Origin of the sequence: Bacillus sp. SD088 (genome assembly GCF_017355205.1) — a bacterium.
Classification (GTDB): domain Bacteria; phylum Bacillota; class Bacilli; order Bacillales; family Bacillaceae_C; genus Lederbergia.
In genome coordinates this window covers 21,697-41,824 of sequence record NZ_JADIJK010000030.1, presented here as the reverse complement: position 1 = coordinate 41,824, position 20,128 = coordinate 21,697, and the positions used below count along the sequence as shown (strand labels likewise).

At 37.8% G+C, this 20,128-nt stretch carries 19 protein-coding genes; all 19 read left to right on the top strand.

Annotated features, from left to right (window positions below; genetic code table 11):
• The first annotated feature begins 6 nt into the window (after positions 1–6).
• The 19 genes from IPU53_RS20940 (at position 7) to fliJ (ending at position 20,116) form a co-directional block, all read left to right on the top strand.
• A complete protein-coding gene (locus tag IPU53_RS20940; RefSeq protein ID WP_207452966.1) occupies positions 7–786 on the top strand; it encodes a ribonuclease HII in 780 nt (259 codons plus the stop codon).
• A gap of 6 nt (positions 787–792) precedes the next feature.
• Positions 793–2,091, top strand: coding sequence for a hypothetical protein (locus IPU53_RS20935; RefSeq protein WP_207452948.1), 1,299 nt, complete (start codon positions 793–795; stop codon positions 2,089–2,091).
• A complete protein-coding gene (locus IPU53_RS20930) occupies positions 2,088–2,375 on the top strand; it encodes an EscU/YscU/HrcU family type III secretion system export apparatus switch protein (protein WP_207452947.1) in 288 nt (95 codons plus the stop codon). The genes IPU53_RS20935 and IPU53_RS20930 overlap by 4 nt, the downstream gene beginning before the upstream one ends.
• A 218-nt stretch (positions 2,376–2,593) precedes the next feature.
• Positions 2,594–3,754 (top strand): ADP-forming succinate--CoA ligase subunit beta, encoded by a 1,161-nt coding sequence (sucC, locus tag IPU53_RS20925; protein ID WP_207452946.1) that lies wholly within the window; start codon positions 2,594–2,596, stop codon positions 3,752–3,754.
• Between the two features lie 68 nt (positions 3,755–3,822).
• Positions 3,823–4,725 carry a succinate--CoA ligase subunit alpha gene (gene sucD, locus IPU53_RS20920; RefSeq protein ID WP_207452945.1) on the top strand — a complete coding sequence of 301 codons (903 nt, stop codon included), beginning with the start codon at positions 3,823–3,825 and terminating at the stop codon, positions 4,723–4,725.
• 224 nt (positions 4,726–4,949) lie between these two features.
• A complete protein-coding gene (dprA, locus tag IPU53_RS20915) occupies positions 4,950–5,684 on the top strand; it encodes a DNA-processing protein DprA (RefSeq protein WP_242698476.1) in 735 nt (244 codons plus the stop codon).
• Positions 5,685–6,211: 527 nt separating this feature from the next.
• Complete coding sequence (gene topA / locus IPU53_RS20910; RefSeq protein WP_207452943.1) at positions 6,212–8,287, top strand: type I DNA topoisomerase; 2,076 nt, start codon at positions 6,212–6,214, stop codon at positions 8,285–8,287.
• Between the two features lie 558 nt (positions 8,288–8,845).
• The gene (gene xerC / locus IPU53_RS20905) at positions 8,846–9,748 is read left to right on the top strand and encodes a tyrosine recombinase XerC (protein ID WP_207452942.1); all 903 of its coding nucleotides are present in this window, start codon (positions 8,846–8,848) and stop codon (positions 9,746–9,748) included.
• Between the two features lie 21 nt (positions 9,749–9,769).
• Positions 9,770–10,312 carry an ATP-dependent protease subunit HslV gene (gene hslV, locus IPU53_RS20900; protein ID WP_207452941.1) on the top strand — a complete coding sequence of 181 codons (543 nt, stop codon included), beginning with the start codon at positions 9,770–9,772 and terminating at the stop codon, positions 10,310–10,312.
• 40 nt (positions 10,313–10,352) lie between these two features.
• Positions 10,353–11,756, top strand: coding sequence for an HslU--HslV peptidase ATPase subunit (gene hslU / locus IPU53_RS20895; RefSeq protein WP_207452965.1), 1,404 nt, complete (start codon positions 10,353–10,355; stop codon positions 11,754–11,756).
• A gap of 122 nt (positions 11,757–11,878) precedes the next feature.
• Complete coding sequence (gene codY, locus IPU53_RS20890; RefSeq protein ID WP_207452940.1) at positions 11,879–12,658, top strand: GTP-sensing pleiotropic transcriptional regulator CodY; 780 nt, start codon at positions 11,879–11,881, stop codon at positions 12,656–12,658.
• A 706-nt stretch (positions 12,659–13,364) separates the two neighbouring features.
• On the top strand, positions 13,365–13,748 hold the full coding sequence (gene flgB / locus IPU53_RS20885) for a flagellar basal body rod protein FlgB (RefSeq protein WP_207452939.1): 384 nt from the start codon (positions 13,365–13,367) through the stop codon (positions 13,746–13,748).
• 1 nt (position 13,749) lies between these two features.
• Entirely contained in the window at positions 13,750–14,202 is a 453-nt protein-coding gene (flgC, locus tag IPU53_RS20880; protein WP_207452938.1) for a flagellar basal body rod protein FlgC, read from the top strand.
• 27 nt (positions 14,203–14,229) lie between these two features.
• Positions 14,230–14,523: a flagellar hook-basal body complex protein FliE gene (fliE, locus tag IPU53_RS20875; protein WP_207452964.1), complete on the top strand. Its 294-nt coding sequence runs from the start codon at positions 14,230–14,232 to the stop codon at positions 14,521–14,523.
• 449 nt (positions 14,524–14,972) lie between these two features.
• A complete protein-coding gene (gene fliF / locus IPU53_RS20870) occupies positions 14,973–16,568 on the top strand; it encodes a flagellar basal-body MS-ring/collar protein FliF (protein WP_207452937.1) in 1,596 nt (531 codons plus the stop codon).
• Positions 16,569–16,580: 12 nt separating this feature from the next.
• Entirely contained in the window at positions 16,581–17,588 is a 1,008-nt protein-coding gene (gene fliG, locus IPU53_RS20865) for a flagellar motor switch protein FliG (RefSeq protein WP_207452936.1), read from the top strand.
• Entirely contained in the window at positions 17,581–18,351 is a 771-nt protein-coding gene (fliH, locus tag IPU53_RS20860; protein ID WP_207452935.1) for a flagellar assembly protein FliH, read from the top strand. Before fliG ends, fliH begins: the two co-directional genes overlap by 8 nt.
• The gene (fliI, locus tag IPU53_RS20855) at positions 18,348–19,673 is read left to right on the top strand and encodes a flagellar protein export ATPase FliI (RefSeq protein ID WP_207452934.1); all 1,326 of its coding nucleotides are present in this window, start codon (positions 18,348–18,350) and stop codon (positions 19,671–19,673) included. Before fliH ends, fliI begins: the two co-directional genes overlap by 4 nt.
• Complete coding sequence (fliJ, locus tag IPU53_RS20850) at positions 19,670–20,116, top strand: flagellar export protein FliJ (protein ID WP_207452933.1); 447 nt, start codon at positions 19,670–19,672, stop codon at positions 20,114–20,116. The genes fliI and fliJ overlap by 4 nt, the downstream gene beginning before the upstream one ends.
• The last annotated feature ends 12 nt before the right edge of the window (positions 20,117–20,128 follow it).

Genomic DNA, 20,128 nt, shown 5'->3' with positions numbered 1-20,128 from the left:
TCCAGTATAAATACATTATCCATCCGTGAAATTGAAGCAATCCTTTTAGAAATAAATGACGGGGATGATCCATTCTTAATGCAATTAAAAATGGATTCACGAAAAGGGGTACAAACGCTTTTACAGCGTTGGTACAAACAAAAGGATTTAGAGAAAAGCCGTTTCATGCAATATGAGGCGATGTCTCATCATGAAAGAAAGGCCCGGCAAATGGGGTACCATTTCATTGCAGGAATAGATGAAGTAGGACGCGGCCCACTTGCAGGGCCGGTTGTTTCCGCAGCTGTCATTTTGCCTAAAGATTATTACATATTAGGATTAAATGATTCGAAAAAATTAACGATTAACAGACGCAATCAACTTTACGAGCAAATTATGGATAAGGCTGATGCTGTTGGGATCGGTATGATTTCTGCAAAAGAAATAGATGAATTGAATATTTTACAAGCAACCAAAAAGTCGATGCTTATTGCTTTACAGAATTTACAGGTGAGACCAGACTTTTTATTGATTGATGCCGTTCAATTAAATAGTATTTATCCTGAATCCTCCATTGTGAAAGGAGATATGAATAGTGTAAGCATTGCAGCAGCTTCGATTATTGCGAAGGTAACAAGGGATCAATTAATGAACGATTATGAAACTCAATATCCTGGATATGGATTCCAAGAGCATAAAGGTTACGGAACGAAAAGACATTTAGAAGCAATCAGGCAATTGGGACCATGCCCAATTCATCGTACTTCATTTGCACCGATTAAATCTCTATATGAAGAAAGGGATTAGCAAAAAATGCAATTTGAATCGATTATTCGTTCCTTTTTACAAACGGTTAATGTAAGTGAAGGAAAAAGTGCAGCCTTTAAATCAGGACAAATTTTCTATGGGAAATTGGGGAAGCTTTTTTCAGGTCAATATGCGGAAATTCGTCTGGGAAGCCACAAGCTAATGGCGAAATTGGAAGCTCCTCTAGTAAGTGGTAAAGGTTATTGGTTTCAAGTTTCTTATCAATCAGGAGAAATGACCTTAAAAGTCCTTGATAAAGAACATAAATCTTTCAATACAATGAAATCCCCTCTTTCTCCTCAGTGGCTAGGACTTCGCGATACAAAGCTAAACCATAAATTCACAGAATTTTTAATGGATGAACAACTTCGTTTTACGAAGGAGGAAGTTCAGAAGGGAGCTCGTTTCCTATCTACTGTGGATGATGCTAAGGCAGCCATGCAGGTTTTAAAGATGGTCAGTAAAAAACAGTTACCTGTTATTGATAGTATTTTTAAATCTTTGTACGCTATAACGAAAGAAACGACGTCATTATCTTCTTCCATTGGTCAGTTAAGGCAGCTGCTGTTAGCTGAAGAAACTCATAGTGAAACAGCAAAATCCTTGTTAAATCTACTGGAAGATTGGGATATGACTGTGAAATCGCTAGAAAAAGGCGGAGCTGACAGTTTTGGAAGAGAAGTATTTTTAGCTAAAATGAAGCAGTCTCTATCAATGCTAGGACTGAATTATGAAGCAGAACTATTTCATAATCAAGTAAATAAAGAGACAATCGGCACACTATTCAAACCCCTAATCGTAAAACTGGTACAAGAAAATTCAGTCCTGATGAATGCAAGCATTCAGGATGCTGCAGAAAATTTATTATTAAGAATGAACGGTCAGCATCTTCTCTCGAATAGCAATCATACTATCCAGACACATCTTTATGAAATTCCTATTCAACTGGGTTCTCTTTTGAAAGATTTTACAATTCAGTGGACAGGGAGAAAGACAGATAATGGGCAATTTGATCCTGATTATTGTCATATTATGTTTTATTTAGATTTAGAAAATCTAAATTCGACGATTGTGAATATGCAAGTTCAAAACCGGATTGTCCATGTTCTTATCATCAATGATTGGCATGAAATAAAAGCACAGGCTCAATCATTTATCCCAATTTTGCAAGCAGGTTTAGAAGAGCTTAACTATAGTTTGTCTGGCGTTCACTTTAAGACAGCTGATAATCGAAACAAGCAAATGAGTAGGCACCCATTTTCGAATCATACAAGCTTTGATACTGGGGTTGATATTAGAGTATGAAGAATCAGAAAGAACAAAATCGAAAAGAAGCAATTGCGCTTGGTTACCAAAGGGAAAAACATGAAGCACCGATCGTATTGGCGAAAGGAAAAGGATTAATAGCAGAGAATATTTTGGAAAAGGCTAAAGACAATGAAATTCCTATCCAACAAGACCCCGCCTTACTTGAATTATTAGGACAACTGAACATAAATGAAGCAATACCTGAAGAATTATACCAGGCTGTTGCCGAGGTATTTGCTTTTGTCTATCGGTTAGATCAGGAAAAGGCTGATGATTCTTAAAGAGTTTTACAGACTCATCGCAAGCCCGCTTGGAACGGTAATCAACGGTTGCTAGCTGTTAAGTTGTATGGAGATTACGATCTCGTTCTATGTAGAGTGAGTTGATGGTCGTACCGAGATAAACATTAGTAACCGTTCAAATAGTGGACATAAAGTTGCCAGTTTAATACAATAGAAACGGCAACTCAATTTTTTACTGTATGACAGGAGGATGGAAAATGAATATCCATGAGTATCAAGGTAAAGAAATCCTCAGAAAATATGGAGTGACTGTCCCTAACGGAAAAGTCGCTTTTAATATTGATGAGGCAGTAGAAGCAGCACAAGAACTTGGCTCTGATGTTTGTGTCGTAAAAGCACAAATTCACGCTGGTGGAAGAGGAAAAGCTGGCGGGGTAAAAGTAGCAAAAGGACTAGAAGAAGTTCGTACATATGCGAATGAAATATTAGGAAAAACACTTGTAACCCATCAGACAGGCCCTGAAGGAAAAGAAGTAAAACGTCTTCTTATTGAAGAAGGGTGCGATATCAAAAAAGAATATTATGTTGGAGTTGTAGTGGATCGTGCCACAGATCGAGTGGTGATGATGGCATCTGAAGAAGGTGGTACCGAGATCGAAGAGGTTGCGGCAAATACACCTGATAAGATTTTCTACGAAACAATTGATCCAGTTGTTGGTTTGACAGGATTCCAAGCGCGTAGACTGGCCTTTCATATCAATATACCAAAAGAATTAATTGGAAAAGCTGCGAAATTCATGGTGAGCCTATACAATGCATTTATTGATAATGATTGCTCGATTGCTGAAATTAATCCCCTTGTTGTAACAGGCGACGGAAATGTTATGGCATTGGATGCAAAACTTAATTTCGATGATAATGCATTATTTAAACATAAGGATATCCTTGAATACCGGGATTTGGATGAAGAGGATCCAAAAGAGATCGAAGCATCGAAATATGATCTTAGCTATGTAGCGCTTGATGGAAATATTGGCTGTATGGTCAATGGAGCAGGACTCGCAATGTCTACAATGGATATTATTAAGCATTATGGCGGCGATCCAGCTAACTTCCTTGATGTTGGGGGCGGTGCAACGGCAGAGAAAGTGACAGAGGCTTTCAAAATTATTCTTTCGGATCAACATGTAAAAGGAATCTTTGTTAATATTTTCGGTGGAATTATGAAATGTGATGTCATTGCTACGGGAGTTATACAAGCTGCTAAGGAAGTAGGGCTTGAGGTTCCACTTGTTGTTCGATTAGAAGGAACAAATGTCGAGTTAGGAAAGAAAATTTTGAATGAATCAGGGATTGAAATTGTTGCAGCTGATTCAATGGCTGATGGAGCACAAAAAATCGTTGAACTAGTTGGTTAATCTCGATTTATGAAAACATTTAAATAAGTTGATGCGCACCATTCGAAATAGGAAAGGCAGGGAAAATCATGAGTGTTTTTGTTGATAAAAATACAAAAGTCATTGTGCAAGGAATCACTGGTTCTACAGCACAATTCCATACAAAACAAATGCTTGAATACGGAACCAAAATTGTTGGTGGCGTTACCCCAGGCAAAGGTGGAACCGAGGTAGAGGGAGTTCCTGTTTTCAATACGGTAGAAGATGCAGTAAATGAGACTGGGGCCAATGCATCTGTAATTTATGTTCCAGCTCCTTTTGCAGCGGATGCGATCTTAGAAGCCGTTGACGCCGAAATGGATCTCGTCATCTGTATTACTGAACATATTCCAGTATTAGATATGGTCAAAGTTGTCCGTTATATGGAAGGAAAGAAAACAAGACTAGTTGGGCCGAACTGCCCGGGAGTTATTACTCCAGATGAATGTAAAATCGGCATTATGCCTGGATATATTCATAAAAAAGGTCATGTAGGCGTTGTTTCCCGATCGGGAACTCTAACATATGAAGCGGTTCATCAATTATCACAAGAAGGTGTCGGTCAATCAACAGCTGTTGGTATTGGCGGCGACCCGGTGAATGGCACAAATTTCATCGATACTTTAAAAGCTTTTAATGAAGATCCTGAAACAGAAGCGGTTATTATGATTGGTGAAATTGGTGGGACTGCGGAAGAAGAAGCTGCTCATTGGATCAAAGAAAATATGAAAAAGCCAGTCGTCGGATTTATTGGTGGACGTACAGCACCTCCAGGAAAAAGAATGGGACATGCAGGGGCCATCATTTCTGGCGGAAAAGGAACAGCTGATGAGAAAATTCGCGTGATGAATGATTGTGGGATAGAAGTAGCAGAAACACCTTCTGTTATTGGTGAAACCATGATTAAAGAACTTAAGAACAAAGGTCTATACGAGAAATGTAAAACACATTAATAGCAATGAGATTTGTGTGGATAGCCCCTTTTCGCTGAGACGAGGGGCTATCTATGTATGATAATAAATAGAAAGGGTTGGTTAAAATATTTAGAGACAAATTATTTCACTTAGTCCATTCTAACTTCCTAAGTAATCACTCCATTAGAAAACTCCTTCAATTAGACCCATCCTTAACCCATCTTTATACAATGTCTCCAGCGAGACTCCAACAAATTTTCCGTTTGAATAATCAAAAGCTACAACCTTTTTTAAAAGAGTTCCATTCAATTAATCCTGATCAATTATCTCGACTCTATCAATCTCGAAATATTCATTTTATGACCATTATGGATGCTGATTATCCTTCCCTATTAAAAGAGATTCACGATCCACCATTGGTGTTATTTTCTCAAGGAAACCTTAATTTGATGCAGAGGAGATTATTCGCCATTGTTGGAGCTCGTGATTCAGATCATTTTGCTGAAAATTCGCTTCGAACCGTGATGCCAGATTTAATTCGTGAGAAATTGACGATTGTTAGCGGATTGGCTAAGGGGGCGGATACAATCGCCCATAAACAAGCAATTGAATATGGAGGCAAGACGATTGGTGTCTTAGGTGGTGGGCTTTTTCATGTATATCCTCGTGAAAATAGAAAACTTGCAGATTTCATGACAAAAGAACATCTAATCATCTCGGAATACCCACCTATAAGAAAACCTGAAAAATGGCATTTTCCAATGAGAAATCGAATTATTGCTGGTTTATCTGTCGGAACACTTGTTATTCAGGCTAAAAAACGAAGTGGTTCATTAATTACCGCTGACATGGCGTTAGATGCAGGAAGAGAGGTTTTTGCATTTCCTGGACCGATTCATCATAAGCTATCCGAAGGCACCAATCATCTTATTCAACAGGGTGCTAAGCTCGTTAGCTCAAGTGAAGATATTTTTGAAGAATTATATTTCAAAAATTGACTTTCCTTCACAAACAAGTTATAAATAAAAAAACTTCTCATTTAGTACGTGTTCAAAAAGTCCGATGAAAAGGACCAAGGAGTTCAAGGCGGCGCGGCTTTGAGGAACGGAGCGTATGCTTTTACATACGTGAGTACAGGAAAAGCAAGCCAACGCAGAAATTCGATGTGTCATTTTAGTTGGGCTTTTTGAACAACCTCATTTAGAGAATTCTTTTTTTCTAATTAAAGAGAAGTGCCATGTAAGTTAGTGCTTACGTGCTTATGATTGACAAATTGTAGGGAGCCATATAGTATTTACTCTGATTTAACGTGCTAACAAATATACCTAACGATGAAGCAAAATAAAATGAGACTACCATCAGAGGGAGCTTCACCCTTCACTGATGATTAGTGAGATTTATTGAGATGTTAGTGTCCGTTTCCCTTCACTCAGACTTCAACGTTTTGAGGTATGGTCATACAGACGCTTGCACTAGGATAGAAAAAGATGTTTATGGTTATTAGAGCTTTAGGGAGGATTTTTTTATGTCTGATTATCTAGTGATAGTGGAATCGCCAGCAAAGGCGAAAACCATTGAACGATATTTAGGAAAAAAATATAAAGTAAAAGCCTCTATGGGACATGTAATCGATTTGCCGAAAAGTCAGACGGGAATCGATGTTGAAAATCAATTTCAACCTAAATATATCACCATAAGAGGGAAAGGCCCGATCTTAAAAGAATTAAAAACAGCTGCGAAAAAGGCAAAAAAAGTTTATTTAGCGGCTGACCCGGATCGTGAAGGGGAGGCAATTGCTTGGCATTTAGCAAATAGTTTAGGGGTCGATATTCAATCAGATTGCCGAGTTGTTTTTAATGAAATTACTAAGGATGCCATCAAGGACTCCTTTAAGCATCCACGGGCCATTAATATGGATCTTGTCGACTCTCAACAGGCAAGACGAATTTTAGACAGATTGGTAGGCTACAATATAAGTCCTCTTCTTTGGAAAAAGGTCAAAAAGGGATTAAGTGCTGGGAGAGTACAATCTGTAGCGGTAAGAATTATAATTGATCGGGAAAATGAAATAAAGCAATTTACTCCAGAGGAATACTGGTCGATTACTGGCGATTTTAAAAAAGGGAAAAAGGCCTTTCAAGCAGATTATTTTGGCCTGAATGGTAAGAAAAAGAAATTAAGCTCCAAAGAAGATGTAGACGACATTATGAAATTGTTAAAGGGAAAAGAATTTCTAGTCGATTCTGTTGTGAAAAAAGAAAGGAAAAGGCATCCAGCATTACCTTTTACTACTTCTTCTTTACAACAGGAAGCAGCTCGGAAATTAAACTTTAGAGCGAAAAAGACAATGATGCTTGCTCAACAACTCTATGAAGGAATTGAAATTGGGAAAGAAGGAACAGTTGGATTAATTACTTATATGAGGACAGACTCGACGAGAATTTCTGAAGTTGCGCAGAAGGAAGCAGCTGAGTATATTACGACTCAATATGGTAAAGAATTCAACAAGGCAGGACAATCCAAAGCTGCCAAGAAAGGAAATACCCAAGATGCTCACGAAGCGGTTCGTCCAACAAGTGTTTACAGACAGCCAAGCTCAGTGAAGACTTATTTATCCAGAGATCAATTACGACTATATAAGTTAATTTGGGAAAGATTTGTTGCTAGTCAAATGGCATCGGCGATTATGGATACGATGACGGTTAATATGTTGAACGGTTCTGTAATTTTTCGCGCAAATGGCTCAAAGGTGAAGTTTCCAGGATTTATGAAAGTATATGTGGAAGGTACGGATGATCAGCAAGAAGAAAAAGAAAATATGCTTCCAGATCTTCAAGAGGGAGATAAAGTGATGGCGGAGAAATTGTTGCCCAAGCAGCATTTTACACAACCACCTCCCCGCTATACCGAGGCAAGACTTGTAAAAACGATGGAAGAACTAGGGATTGGCCGTCCTTCTACTTATGCGCCAACTTTAGATACCATCCAAAGACGTGGATATGTAGCACTAGATAATAAAAGATTTGTACCCACTGAATTAGGTGAACTGGTCCATGAACTCATGATGGAATTTTTCCCGGAAATCATCAATGTTGCTTTTACAGCGAAAATGGAATCCGAGTTGGATGAAATCGAAGAAGGAAAAGTAAAATGGGTTGCGATTATAGATGAATTTTATCAAGACTTTGAAAAGGATCTCGAAAAAGCAGAAGAAGAAATGGAGGAAATAGAGGTAAAGGATGAACCTGCAGGAGAAGATTGTGAAAAATGTGGGAATCCAATGGTTATTAAAATGGGCCGTTATGGCAAGTTTATGGCATGTAGTAATTTTCCTGACTGTCGAAACACGAAACCAATTGTTAAACAAATCGGTGTCCAGTGCCCTAAATGTAAAGAAGGAAATATAATTGAAAGAAAAAGCAAGAAAAAGCGTTTGTTCTATGGTTGTGACCGTTATCCAAAATGCGACTTTGTTTCCTGGGATAAACCTTTAGCGCGTCCCTGCCCAAAATGCAATGGCGTACTCGTAGAAAAGAAAATCAAAAAAGGCATTCAAGTACAATGTAAAGATTGTGACTACAAAGAAAAACCCGTGCAATAAAGAAAAGCACAGGCGATTGTCCAGCTGCGTATAAACTTTCTAGGGGCCTGACGAGATAAAGGAAACACGGTGAGGACGAAGGACGAACCGATGTTGACTTATCGTAGGAAGGCACCGAAAGTTTATACGCAGCTAGGAGCCGGAGCTAGACAAAGAAAAGCGGAGACGCCTGCTCAGCGGCGTACAAATTTAAAGGCTTCTGACGAGATAAAGGAAACACGGCGAAGCATGAGCCGATGTTGACTTATCGTAGGAGGAAGCAGTAAACTTGCTAGCCGCTAGGCGCTGGAGCTGGACAAAAAGAATGAACACGTCCTGCCCTGCATTTTCGATTGTAAGCAAATTATAAGTATGTAAAGCTATTCCATGCATTCAATTGGAATAGTTTTTTAAGTCGCTAAATTTTTAATACAAGCGTGAATAAGGTAAAATAAATAAGAGTAAATCTTTGGAATGACTTTTGAATACAATAATTCAAAACTTTGTGAAAAATATGTAACATTTATTGCTATGGCAAATAAATTATGATACTATTTAATAGCCTTATGAGGTGAGGGGATGAAAGAAACTTTAGACGAGTTGTTTTTTTCTTTTATTGAATACTTGCAAATTGAAAAAAATTATTCTTCCTACACAATTGAATTTTATAAAAAGGATTTGGAGCAATTCTTTTTGTTCATGAAATCACAAGGGATTGATTCCGTTCAAGAAGTAGAATATTTGGATGCACGTTTATATGTAACAGAACTTTATCAAAGGAAACTAGCTAGATCGTCGGCAGCAAGAAAAATCTCTTGTTTAAGAAGCTTCTATAAGTTTTTGATGCGAGAAAAGGTTATAACAGAGAATCCTTTCACATATGTTGTGCAGCCTAAAGCAAAGAAAAGGATTCCTAGCTTTTTCTATGAAGAAGAGATTTCTTTGCTTTTTAAAGCGTGCGATCAAACAACCCTTCTGGGGAAAAGAAATATAGCCCTTCTTGAATTGTTATATGCAACAGGAATAAGAGTTAGTGAATGTACAGGTATTCGATTGAAAGATATTGACTTTGATATGGAGACAGTCTTGGTAAAAGGAAAAGGAGGAAAGGAACGATATATTCCTTTTGGTCATTTTGCTTCTGAAGCCTTACAGAATTATATTCATAATGTAAGAAATCAATTAATGAATAGCAAAGATGAACATCCATTTTTATTTATCAATTCCCGTGGGGGACCACTTACATCAAGAGGTGTAAGATATATTTTATCCAAAATAATCGAAACAGCATCAATGACTAGGAAAATTCACCCCCATATGCTTCGCCATACCTTTGCTACACACTTACTTAATAATGGCGCAGATATGCGGACGGTTCAAGAATTACTTGGACATTCCCAATTGGCTACGACTCAAGTTTATACACATGTAACCAAAGATCATTTAAGAAGAACATATATGAATCATCATCCTCGAGCATAATGAGTGAAGGAGGCCCAGAAAATGGGAGAATTTCATGCAACAACTATATTTGCTGTTCAACATAACGGAGAATGTGCTATGGCCGGTGATGGGCAGGTTACCTTTGGAAATGCGGTTGTAATGAAACATACAGCGAAAAAAGTACGAAAGCTCTTTAATGATCGTGTTGTAGCTGGTTTTGCAGGTTCAGTTGCAGACGCTTTTACATTGTTTGAAAAATTCGAAAGTAAACTGCAAGAGTATAACGGAAATCTACAAAGAGCAGCCGTGGAATTAGCTAAAGAATGGCGCAGTGATAAAGTATTAAGAAAGCTTGAAGCAATGCTGATTGTCATGGATAAGCATAATTTATTACTTGTTTCTGGGACTGGAGAAGTGATTGAGCCGGATGATGGTATCTTAGCTATAGGTTCTGGTGGAAATTATGCTTTATCAGCTGGTCGCGCCCTTAAGAACTATGCTTCGGAAGCTTTATCGGCTAAAGAAATTGCACGAGCGTCTCTAGAAATTGCAGCAGACATTTGTGTTTATACAAATCGAAATATTATTGTCGAAGAGTTATAATGATGGTGGCTATGAAGGAGGAGATTGTTTGGAAACAGAAATGAAAGGCTTAAACATGACTCCACGGCAGATTGTTGAAAAGCTCGATCAATATATTATTGGACAAAAAGAGGCAAAAAGGGCTGTAGCTGTAGCACTTCGTAATCGATTTCGTCGTGAAAAATTAAATGATGATATGAAAGATGAGATTATCCCTAAAAATATTTTGATGATTGGGCCTACAGGTGTTGGGAAGACGGAAATTGCACGAAGATTGGCGAAATTAGTTGGGGCTCCTTTCATAAAGGTAGAGGCAACAAAATTTACGGAAGTCGGTTATGTTGGCCGTGATGTGGAATCTATGGTTCGGGACCTAATGGAAACCTCCATTCGCGTTGTGAAAGAAGAAAAAATGAATGAAGTAAAGGGCCAAGCGGAAAGATTAGCAAATCAACGCCTTGTCGAGTTACTTGTGCCAAGTAAAAAGAAGACAGAGAATTTTAAAAATCCATTTGAAATGATATTTGGCAATCAAAGTGATGAAGCAGATGAAACAACGGATACTCAGGAAGAGATGAGTACAAAAGAAAAACGGGATGCTATTGCTAAAAAATTAGCATTAGGTGAATTAGAAGATTATCTTGTTCAAGTAGAAGTGGAAGAACAACAACCATCCATGTTTGACATGCTGCAAGGATCGGGAATGGAACAAATGGGGATGTCTATGCAAGATGCACTTGGAAACCTAATGCCTAAGAAAAAGAAAAAGCGAAAGCTACCAGTCAGAGAAGCAAGAATTATTTTAACAAATGATGAAGCTCAAAAATTAATTGATATGGATGATGTCACACAGACGGCCATTTATCGAGCTGAACAAACTGGGATCATTTTTATTGATGAAATAGACAAAGTCGCTAGTAAAAACAGTGGTTCAGCATCTGCAGATGTCTCCAGAGAAGGAGTGCAAAGGGATATTCTCCCGATTGTGGAAGGATCAACGATTGTCACGAAATACGGTCCTATCAAGACAGATCATATCCTGTTTATTGGAGCTGGAGCTTTTCATATCTCCAAACCATCGGATCTTATTCCAGAATTACAAGGGAGATTTCCGATTAGAGTTGAACTAGAGAAATTATCGATACAAGACTTTGTTAGCATACTTACAGAGCCAGACAATGCCATTGTCAAACAATATATTGCTTTATTGGAAACAGAAGGTATACAAATTGAATTTACGGACGATGCTGTATACCGACTAGCTGAAATTGCCTTTAACGTAAATCAGGAAACGGATAACATCGGTGCTAGGAGATTACAAACGATCTTAGAAAAACTTTTAGAAGATCTTTCTTTTGAAGCACCTGAAGTAACGTTAGATAAGGTAAAAATCACGAAAAATTATGTAGATGATAAGTTAGCTGCTATTTCACAAAACAAAGATCTGAGCCAATTTATACTTTAAGTAATGTTTTACTTCAAATGAGCATCTCTTTATTTTTTGTAAATAGCTTAACATTTATATAAAACAAAATATTACAACGAAGAAAAATTTAGAATATGGATCGTAATTAGGAGGAACAAACAATGGATTTATTATCAAAAACAAGAACAATTAACGCAATGCTCCAAAAGGCTGCAGGGAAACCAGTAAATTTTAAAGAGATGTCTGAAACTTTAAGTGAAGTGATTCAAGCAAATATTTTTGTATTAAGCAGAAGGGGCAAATTGCTCGGTTTTGCCATTAATATGCAAATTGAAAACGATAGAATGAAAAAAATACTTGCAGATCGTCAGTTTCCGGAAGAATATACGAATAACTTACTTCGCGTTTCCGAAACGTCTTCTAATCTTGGAATGAGTAGTGATTACACAGCCTTTCCTGTTGAAAATAAAGATTTGTTCGCGGAAGGCCTTACGACGATTGTCCCAATTATTGGTGGTGGAGAGCGTCTTGGCACATTAATTCTTGCTCGCTTAGAGACTGAATTTAATGATGACGATCTATTATTGGCTGAGTATGGTGCTACAGTTGTAGGAATGGAGATTCTTCGCGAAAAAGCAGAAGAGATTGAAGAAGAGGCAAGAAGTAAAGCGGTTGTCCAAATGGCGATTGGTTCATTATCGTATAGTGAATTAGAAGCAATTGAACATATCTTTGAAGAACTGAATGGAAACGAGGGTCTATTAGTTGCTTCTAAGATCGCAGATCGTGTGGGAATTACTCGTTCTGTCATCGTTAATGCTTTGAGAAAACTTGAAAGTGCCGGAGTAATTGAATCAAGATCTTTAGGAATGAAAGGAACTTATATCAAAGTATTGAATTCGAAGTTCCTAAAAGAACTTGAACAACTCAAATCCAATTAAGAACAAAAGCGCAAGCGCCCGTTTAGCGACGTACAAACTTTTTAGGGTTCTGACGAGATAAAGGAAACACCATGAGCTTGGAAAGCGAATGGATGTTGACTTATCGTAGGAAGAAACCGAAAGTTTGCTAGTCGCTGGGCGCTGGAGCTGGATGTCAAGCCGCAACGTAAACAGTTATCCACAGGCCAAGAATTTTATAGTTTCCTTAACAAGAACAAAAGCGCAAGCGCCCGTTTAGCGACGTACAAACTTTTAATAAGGAATGAATGGCTAAAACACGCTATCCTAGCGCTTCGTCTGCACTAGTACATCCTGTACGTCGCAACTAAAGTCTGTGAGCTTCTCGAGACGATGAAACGCAAAATTAGAACATTAGCCACAAACTAATATAAGAATTGACAAGAAGCTGCCATTTCTGGAAATGGCAGCTTCTTGTTTTGTTTGTCATTTTTATTACTAAACTCATGTATATTTAACATACCAAGTAGGCCTTTTTTAACCTTAAAAGATTGTTGATTAATATGCGAATTCTGTGTATCGACAAAGCATTCTATTTTTTTGTGAGTCGTAAGTACTATTTTGTCATTAAATTTTAAAAAAAGACATATAATTATCTAAACAGATATGGACGTGGTATGACAATAGTAATACAATAAGAAATAGAAACATGTCGAAATATAGATTAATTTAGAAAGTGGTGACAGTAATGGAATTATTTTCCAGCACTATTACCTCGTTAGAAAGAGGTTTAGGCCATTCGGCTCTTAAGCAAAAAGTAATAGCTAACAATATTGCCAACGCAGATGTTCCAAACTATAAGTCGAAAAATGTGAGTTTTGGGGATGTTTTAGAAAATACAAAACTGGAACTAAGACGTACAAACTCCCGTCATCTTCCGTTTGATCAAGCGAAGCAGACGCCATCTATCTACACAAAACGGAATTATCAATATCATAGTAATGGAAATAATGTTGATCTTGATCAAGAAATGGCCGATATGGCCGAAAACCAACTATACTACCAAACTCTTATTGAAAGATTAAATGGGAACTTTTCCATGCTGACAAATGTTCTAAGGGGAGGGAAGTAATATGACAGTGTTTCAAAATATGGGCATAACATCTTCAGCGCTTACTACCCAGCGCCTGAGAATGGATACAATTTCTTCTAATATGGCAAATATCGATACAACACGTGGCCAATACATAAACGGTGAATGGAGACCTTATACACGAAAAATGGTTGTGATGCAGCCGCAAACTTCATCATTTAGTTCTTATTTGAATAATGCAGTAGGACAACAGAATCAACAACTAAACGGCGTAAAAGCAACCAGAATTATAGAGGATGATGCTCCTTATCGCCTAGAATATAATCCTGATCACCCTGATGCCAATCAAGATGGTTATGTGCAGCTTCCAAATGTTGATCCATTGAAGGAAATGGTTGATTTGATTAGTGCTACACGCTCCTATGAAGCGAATGTGACTGTGTTTGATGCTAGTAAATCGATGTATCTAAAAGCTTTGCAAATTGGCAAGTAATTCGTAAGGAGGAATCTTACAGTGTTGATTAACAATAATGTAGTAAAAGGTTTAACACTGCCTGAACATAGTCAAAATCAATCATTGTCTCAAGGGACAGAAAACAATTTTGGAACTTATCTCAAAAATGCGATGGACGAGGTAAATAATGCCCAAATTCAATCTGCTGAAGCAACCCAAAAACTAGTATACGGGCAGAATATAGAATTACATGATGTAATGATTACGGCACAGAAAGCATCTATTACAATGCAAACAGCTTTGGAAATTAGAAATAAAGCGGTTGAAGCTTACCAAGAGATGATGAGAATGCAGGTCTGATTAAAGGCTCAATGAAATCTCATTCTCGTAAGGAGTGCTTTTGTTAATATTATGCTTCATACATAATCTGAGACAATGAAAGGTAAAAAGCTCCTTTCACTTTGGCTCAGAATATTTGCTTGTCGAAGGGCAACAGAATGTTGGTCAGAAAGGCGTTGCGCCAGGACGGCGCGGATTTAGCCTTTCTTCCTAGATCAAGGCGCTAGCGCTTTTGTTCAAAGATAAGAAAGTATAAAATTTTGGCTAGTGTTTTGATCTAGCTCCAGCGCCCAGCGACTAGCAAACTTTCGGTGCCTTCCTACGATAAGTCAACATCAGCTCGCCTTATCAGGCTCACTGTGTTTCCTTTATCTCGTCAGGCCCCTAAAAAGTTTGTACGTCGCTAAACGGGCGCTTGCGCTTTTCTTAATAAGATAATCATTTTGCAGGATTTAGTAAGGGGCTTATAAATGAAAGAGACAGTAAACAAGCAATTTGATCGTTTAAAAGAATATTGGATTAATAGAACAAAAACACAACGATTTATGATCAGTGGATCTCTTTTTGCATTTCTATTTATTATTTTTATTATTATTTATTTTTCAACAAAAACTACATTCGTTCCATTGTATACAAACTTGACTCCGAATGAAACTGGATCCATTAAAGAGAGTCTTGACGAAAAAGGAATCAAGTCAGAAATTGCCAGTGGCGGCTCTACGATTAAAGTGCCAGAAGATCAGGCTGAATCACTTATGGTTGAGCTAGCTTCAGAGGGAATACCTAAATCTGGACAAATAGATTATTCGTTCTTCGGTGAAAATGCTGGTTTTGGTATGACAGATAATGAGTTTAATGTTTTAAAACTTAGTGCGATGCAAACAGAATTAGCAGAGCTTATGAAAACTATTGAGGGAATTGATCAAGCAAAGGTCATGATTAATTTACCGAATAAAGGAGTATTTCTCAATGATTCTACTGAAGAAGCTTCTGCATCCATTGTTTTACAAACAGTACCGGGTTATGAATTTAATGAGAAACAGATTAAATCACTTTATCACCTCGTATCCAAAACGATCCCTAATTTACCTGTAGAAAACGTCGTAATCCGCAATCAGTATCTTGAATATTTTGACTTAAATCAGGATCAATATGCTGAAAATGGTGTGACGCAACAAATGCAAGTAAAAAAACAGGTTGAACGTGATATTCAAAGACAAGTGCAAAATATGTTAGGAACTCTGATGGGTTTTGATAAAGTTGTCACATCTGTCACTGCTGATATTGACTTTACTCAGGAAAATCGCGAAGAAAATTTAGTTACACCCGTTGATGAAGAAAATATGGAAGGTATAGCGATTAGTGCTCACAAAATAACGGAAGCATATACAGGAAATGGCGAGCAAGCTGGTGGAGTTCCGCCAACAGCTGATGCCGAAGATGCAGGTGGGACTGAATACTTAGAAGATGCAGGCGGTAATGGGGACTATGAAAAAACAGAAGAAACCATTAATAACGAAATTAATCGGATTCGTAAAGAAATCGTTGAAAGCCCCTATAAGGTTCGCGACCTTGGGATCCAAGTCATGGTTGAACCGCCAGATCCGCAAAATGTCAACACATTTCCTGAAGATCGTAGACAGGATATTCAAGAGTTGCTGTCAACAATCGTGAAAACCTCTATTGATAAAGACGCTGGAACAGATCTTTCAGATGACGAAATTGCAAGTAAGATCAATGTATCTGTACAACCATTTAATGGAAAAGTTGAAATGGAAGAGCCGGGAAATATGATTCCGTGGTGGGTTTATGTGGCTGGTGGTTTGTTATTAGTCATCATTGCAATTTTACTTGTATTTTTACTAAGATCTCGTAAGAAAGATGAAGAAATAGAGGAAGAAGAGGAATGGTTAGAGGAATCGCCAGAATCTCAAGTTGAAATACCAGATATTCCAGAAGAAATAGCGTCTGAAGGTTCAATGAGAAGAAAACAATTAGAAAAATTAGCTAAGGAAAAACCTGATGAATTTGCAAAGCTTTTGCGAACATGGCTGGCTGAGGATTAGGAGGGTTATAGATTGTCTAAAAAAAGTTTATCAGGCAAACAAAAAGCAGCAATACTCCTAATTTCTATGGGACCAGATGTTGCTTCATCGGTATATAAACATTTATCTGAAGAAGAAATTGAGAAACTTACCTTGGAAATATCAAATGTAAGAAAAGTTGAGGCGGAAGCTAAAGAGGGCGTTCTAGATGAATTCCACCAAATTGCCATCGCGCAAGATTATATCTCGCAGGGTGGAATTGGGTATGCCAAAACGGTTTTAGAGAAAGCGCTAGGCGAGGAACAGGCTCTTGCTATCATCAATCGGCTGACTTCTTCCTTGCAGGTGCGACCATTTGATTTTGCTCGCAAAGCCGATGCTGCTCAAATATTAAATTTTATTCAAAACGAACATCCACAAACAATTGCGCTAATCTTATCTTATTTGGATCCCGAAAAAGCAGGACAAATACTTTCTGAACTTCCACAAAATGTACAGATGGATATAGCAAAACGGATTGCTGTCATGGATCGAACCTCACCTGAAGTGATTAGTGAGGTAGAATCGATTCTCGAAAGAAAATTATCAACAACAGTTACGCAGGATTATACACAAACTGGCGGGATAGAAGCTGTAGTAGATGTATTAAATGGGGTAGATCGATCCACTGAAAAAACAATACTGGATGCCTTATCTGTTGAAGATCCTGATTTGGCGGAAGAAATTAAAAAACGGATGTTTGTGTTTGAAGATATCGTCACACTTGATAATCGCTCCATCCAACGGGTTATACGTGAGTGTGAGAATGAAGATTTATTATTGGCATTGAAGATTTCTAGTGAAGAAGTGAAAGAAATCATTTATCGCAATATGTCTACTAGAATGGTTGAAACGATTAAAGAAGAAATGGAATTTATGGGACCTGTTCGGTTGCGTGATGTAGAAGAATCACAATCGAAAATTGTTGGTATTATTCGTAGATTAGAGGATTCTGGTGAAATAATCGTCGCTCGTGGTGGAGGAGATGATATTATTGTCTAGGCTTTTTAAAAGTCATTTGGATACAGATCAAAACGAAACTCCAAAAATGATACAGATTAAATCAATAAAGTTGGATCAGCCGAACCAGACTAGCTCAATCGATAGGCAATATCTTGATCATGAAGAGCAACGTATCATTTCTGAAGCCAAACTTACAGCCGAAACTCTGATTCACCAGGCTAAGGAACAAGCAAATTTATTATTAGCGGATATAAAGCAACAAAAGAGTCAATGGGAGTTGGAGAAAAAAGATTTGGTTCAGAAGGCTTATGAAGAAGGCTTCCAAATTGGAGCAAATGAGGGTAGGCAACAAGGATTGGACGAATATACTTTAAAAATTGAACAGGCAAAACAAATTACCGACCAATCCAAAGTAGAGTATGAGCAGTATGTTCATAGTTCGGAATCCGTTATTTTGGACTTAGCAATTGCTGTTGCTGAAAGGATTATGCATAGTACTTTTGAGGTGGAACCCGAACGTTTTATACCACTTGTGCAAACGGCTCTGAAAGAGGTTCGAAATAGTAAAGAAATTCAAATTCATGTACATCCATCACAATATGAATTACTCATATCAGAAAAACAAGAACTTGAAACTATTTTTCCAAAAGATGTGGATTGCTTTATTTATCCAGATGTAGATTTGGAGGAATACGCATGTCAAATCGAATCAGAACACGGCAGGGTTGATGCAAACATTTCCAGTCAACTTGTTGAATTAAAGGAAAAGTTACTAGAAATCTTGATAGGTGAAGAGTCATGATGGCGAAAGAGTTATTGCCGATGATCAAAACGATTAATACGTATAAACGCTACGGAAAGGTGAACAAAGTTGTAGGCCTTATGATTGAGTCCCAAGGTCCAGAAAGCTCCATTGGGGACGTTTGTTATATCCATGTAGGAAACGGGACGACTAAAAGAAAAATAATGGCTGAAGTGGTTGGTTTTAAAGAACAGCATATTATTCTAATGCCTTATACAGATATTCGAGAAATTGCTCCCGGTAGTTTAGTGGAAGCTTCTGCAAAGCCATTACAAATAAAAGTTGGACCTGAGTTAATTGGCAGAGTCGTAGATTCTCTAGGAAGACCAATGGATGGATTTCAGATCCCCAAGGGAATGACGTCAACCAATACAGACAAAGCGCCGCCTAATCCTTTAAGCAGACCCCCCATTTCAGAACAATTAGAGGTAGGGGTTCGGTCGATCGATAGCTTATTAACTGTGGGAAAAGGACAAAGACTTGGTATTTTTGCTGGTAGTGGTGTTGGGAAAAGTACTTTACTCGGTATGATTGCGCGAAATACAAAGGCAGATATTAACGTCATAGCGTTGATTGGTGAGCGGGGGAGAGAAGTTAGGGAATTCATCGAAAGGGATTTAGGACCAGAAGGGTTAAGGAAATCAATTATTATAGCGGCTACTTCTGATATGCCTGCTTTAATGAGAATAAAGGGAGCTTTTACGGCAACAGCGATTGCTGAATATTTTCGTGATAAGGGGCAAGATGTAATGTTTATGATGGACTCTGTCACTCGGGTAGCAATGGGGCAACGAGAAGTTGGGTTGGCAGTTGGTGAACCGCCAGCAACAAAGGGGTATACGCCCTCTGTCTTTTCGATCCTCCCACAATTGCTTGAACGGACAGGTACGAATGAATATGGTTCGATCACTGCTTTTTATACCGTATTGGTAGATGGTGATGACATGAATGAACCGATAGCTGATGCCGTAAGGGGAATCCTGGATGGCCATATTGTTCTTGATCGGGCGCTTGCGAATAAAGGTCAATTCCCTGCTATCAATATCCTTAAAAGCGTAAGTAGACTTATGAATGAACTCGTTTCTAAAAAACACCAAAGCAGCGCAGAAAAATTGCGTGAGATGCTTAGCACCTATTTAAATTCTGAAGACCTTATTAATATTGGCGCCTATAAACGAGGTTCTTCAAAAGAAATTGATCAAGCAATTGAATTTTATCCGCGTATTTTGTCCTTTTTAAAGCAGAGGACAGACGAGAAAATTTCGATGGAACAAAGTATGAATGAGCTGATCCAATTAGTAGGAACAGGTGATGAAAATTGAGTTTTCAATATAAATTCCAAAAAATCTTAACCTTAAGAGAACGAGAGAAGGAAGAATCGTTACATATCTATCAAGAATCTGTAAAAAAGTTTACTACAGCAGCAAAGCATCTTTATGATTTGCTAAAGAAAAAGGAAGATCTTGAACAGTTTCAATCAAAAGAACTAGCAAATGGGTTAGCCGTTGATAAAATCAGGCATTACCAATATTTTATTGCCAATTTAGAGAAGTCGATTGAACACGCCCAAGGGCTTGTGATCCATGCACGGAACACGATGAATTGGCATGAAGAAAAATTGAAGGAAAGTAATATTGAAGTGAAAAAGTATGAAAAATTAAAAGAGAAAAGTTATCAAGCCTATAGGGAAGTACTTAATCAAACAGAAAATTTACATCTCGATGAATTTTCCTCAAGGCAGTACTTTTTTCGAGGAGGAAGTTAGGTGAGAAAGTGG

Excerpts from the sequence above, each read along its gene's own strand:
- IPU53_RS20935 (WP_207452948.1), top strand. The coding sequence starts at position 793 with ATGCAATTTGAATCGATTATTCGTTCCTTTTTACAAACGGTTAATGTA.
- IPU53_RS20930 (WP_207452947.1), top strand. The coding sequence starts at position 2,088 with ATGAAGAATCAGAAAGAACAAAATCGAAAAGAAGCAATTGCGCTTGGT.
- sucC (WP_207452946.1), top strand. The coding sequence starts at position 2,594 with ATGAATATCCATGAGTATCAAGGTAAAGAAATCCTCAGAAAATATGGA.
- sucD (WP_207452945.1), top strand. The coding sequence starts at position 3,823 with ATGAGTGTTTTTGTTGATAAAAATACAAAAGTCATTGTGCAAGGAATC.
- topA (WP_207452943.1), top strand. The coding sequence starts at position 6,212 with ATGTCTGATTATCTAGTGATAGTGGAATCGCCAGCAAAGGCGAAAACC.
- xerC (WP_207452942.1), top strand. The coding sequence starts at position 8,846 with ATGAAAGAAACTTTAGACGAGTTGTTTTTTTCTTTTATTGAATACTTG.
- hslV (WP_207452941.1), top strand. The coding sequence starts at position 9,770 with ATGGGAGAATTTCATGCAACAACTATATTTGCTGTTCAACATAACGGA.
- hslU (WP_207452965.1), top strand. The coding sequence starts at position 10,353 with ATGAAAGGCTTAAACATGACTCCACGGCAGATTGTTGAAAAGCTCGAT.
- codY (WP_207452940.1), top strand. The coding sequence starts at position 11,879 with ATGGATTTATTATCAAAAACAAGAACAATTAACGCAATGCTCCAAAAG.
- flgB (WP_207452939.1), top strand. The coding sequence starts at position 13,365 with ATGGAATTATTTTCCAGCACTATTACCTCGTTAGAAAGAGGTTTAGGC.
- flgC (WP_207452938.1), top strand. The coding sequence starts at position 13,750 with ATGACAGTGTTTCAAAATATGGGCATAACATCTTCAGCGCTTACTACC.
- fliF (WP_207452937.1), top strand. The coding sequence starts at position 14,973 with ATGAAAGAGACAGTAAACAAGCAATTTGATCGTTTAAAAGAATATTGG.
- fliI (WP_207452934.1), top strand. The coding sequence starts at position 18,348 with ATGATGGCGAAAGAGTTATTGCCGATGATCAAAACGATTAATACGTAT.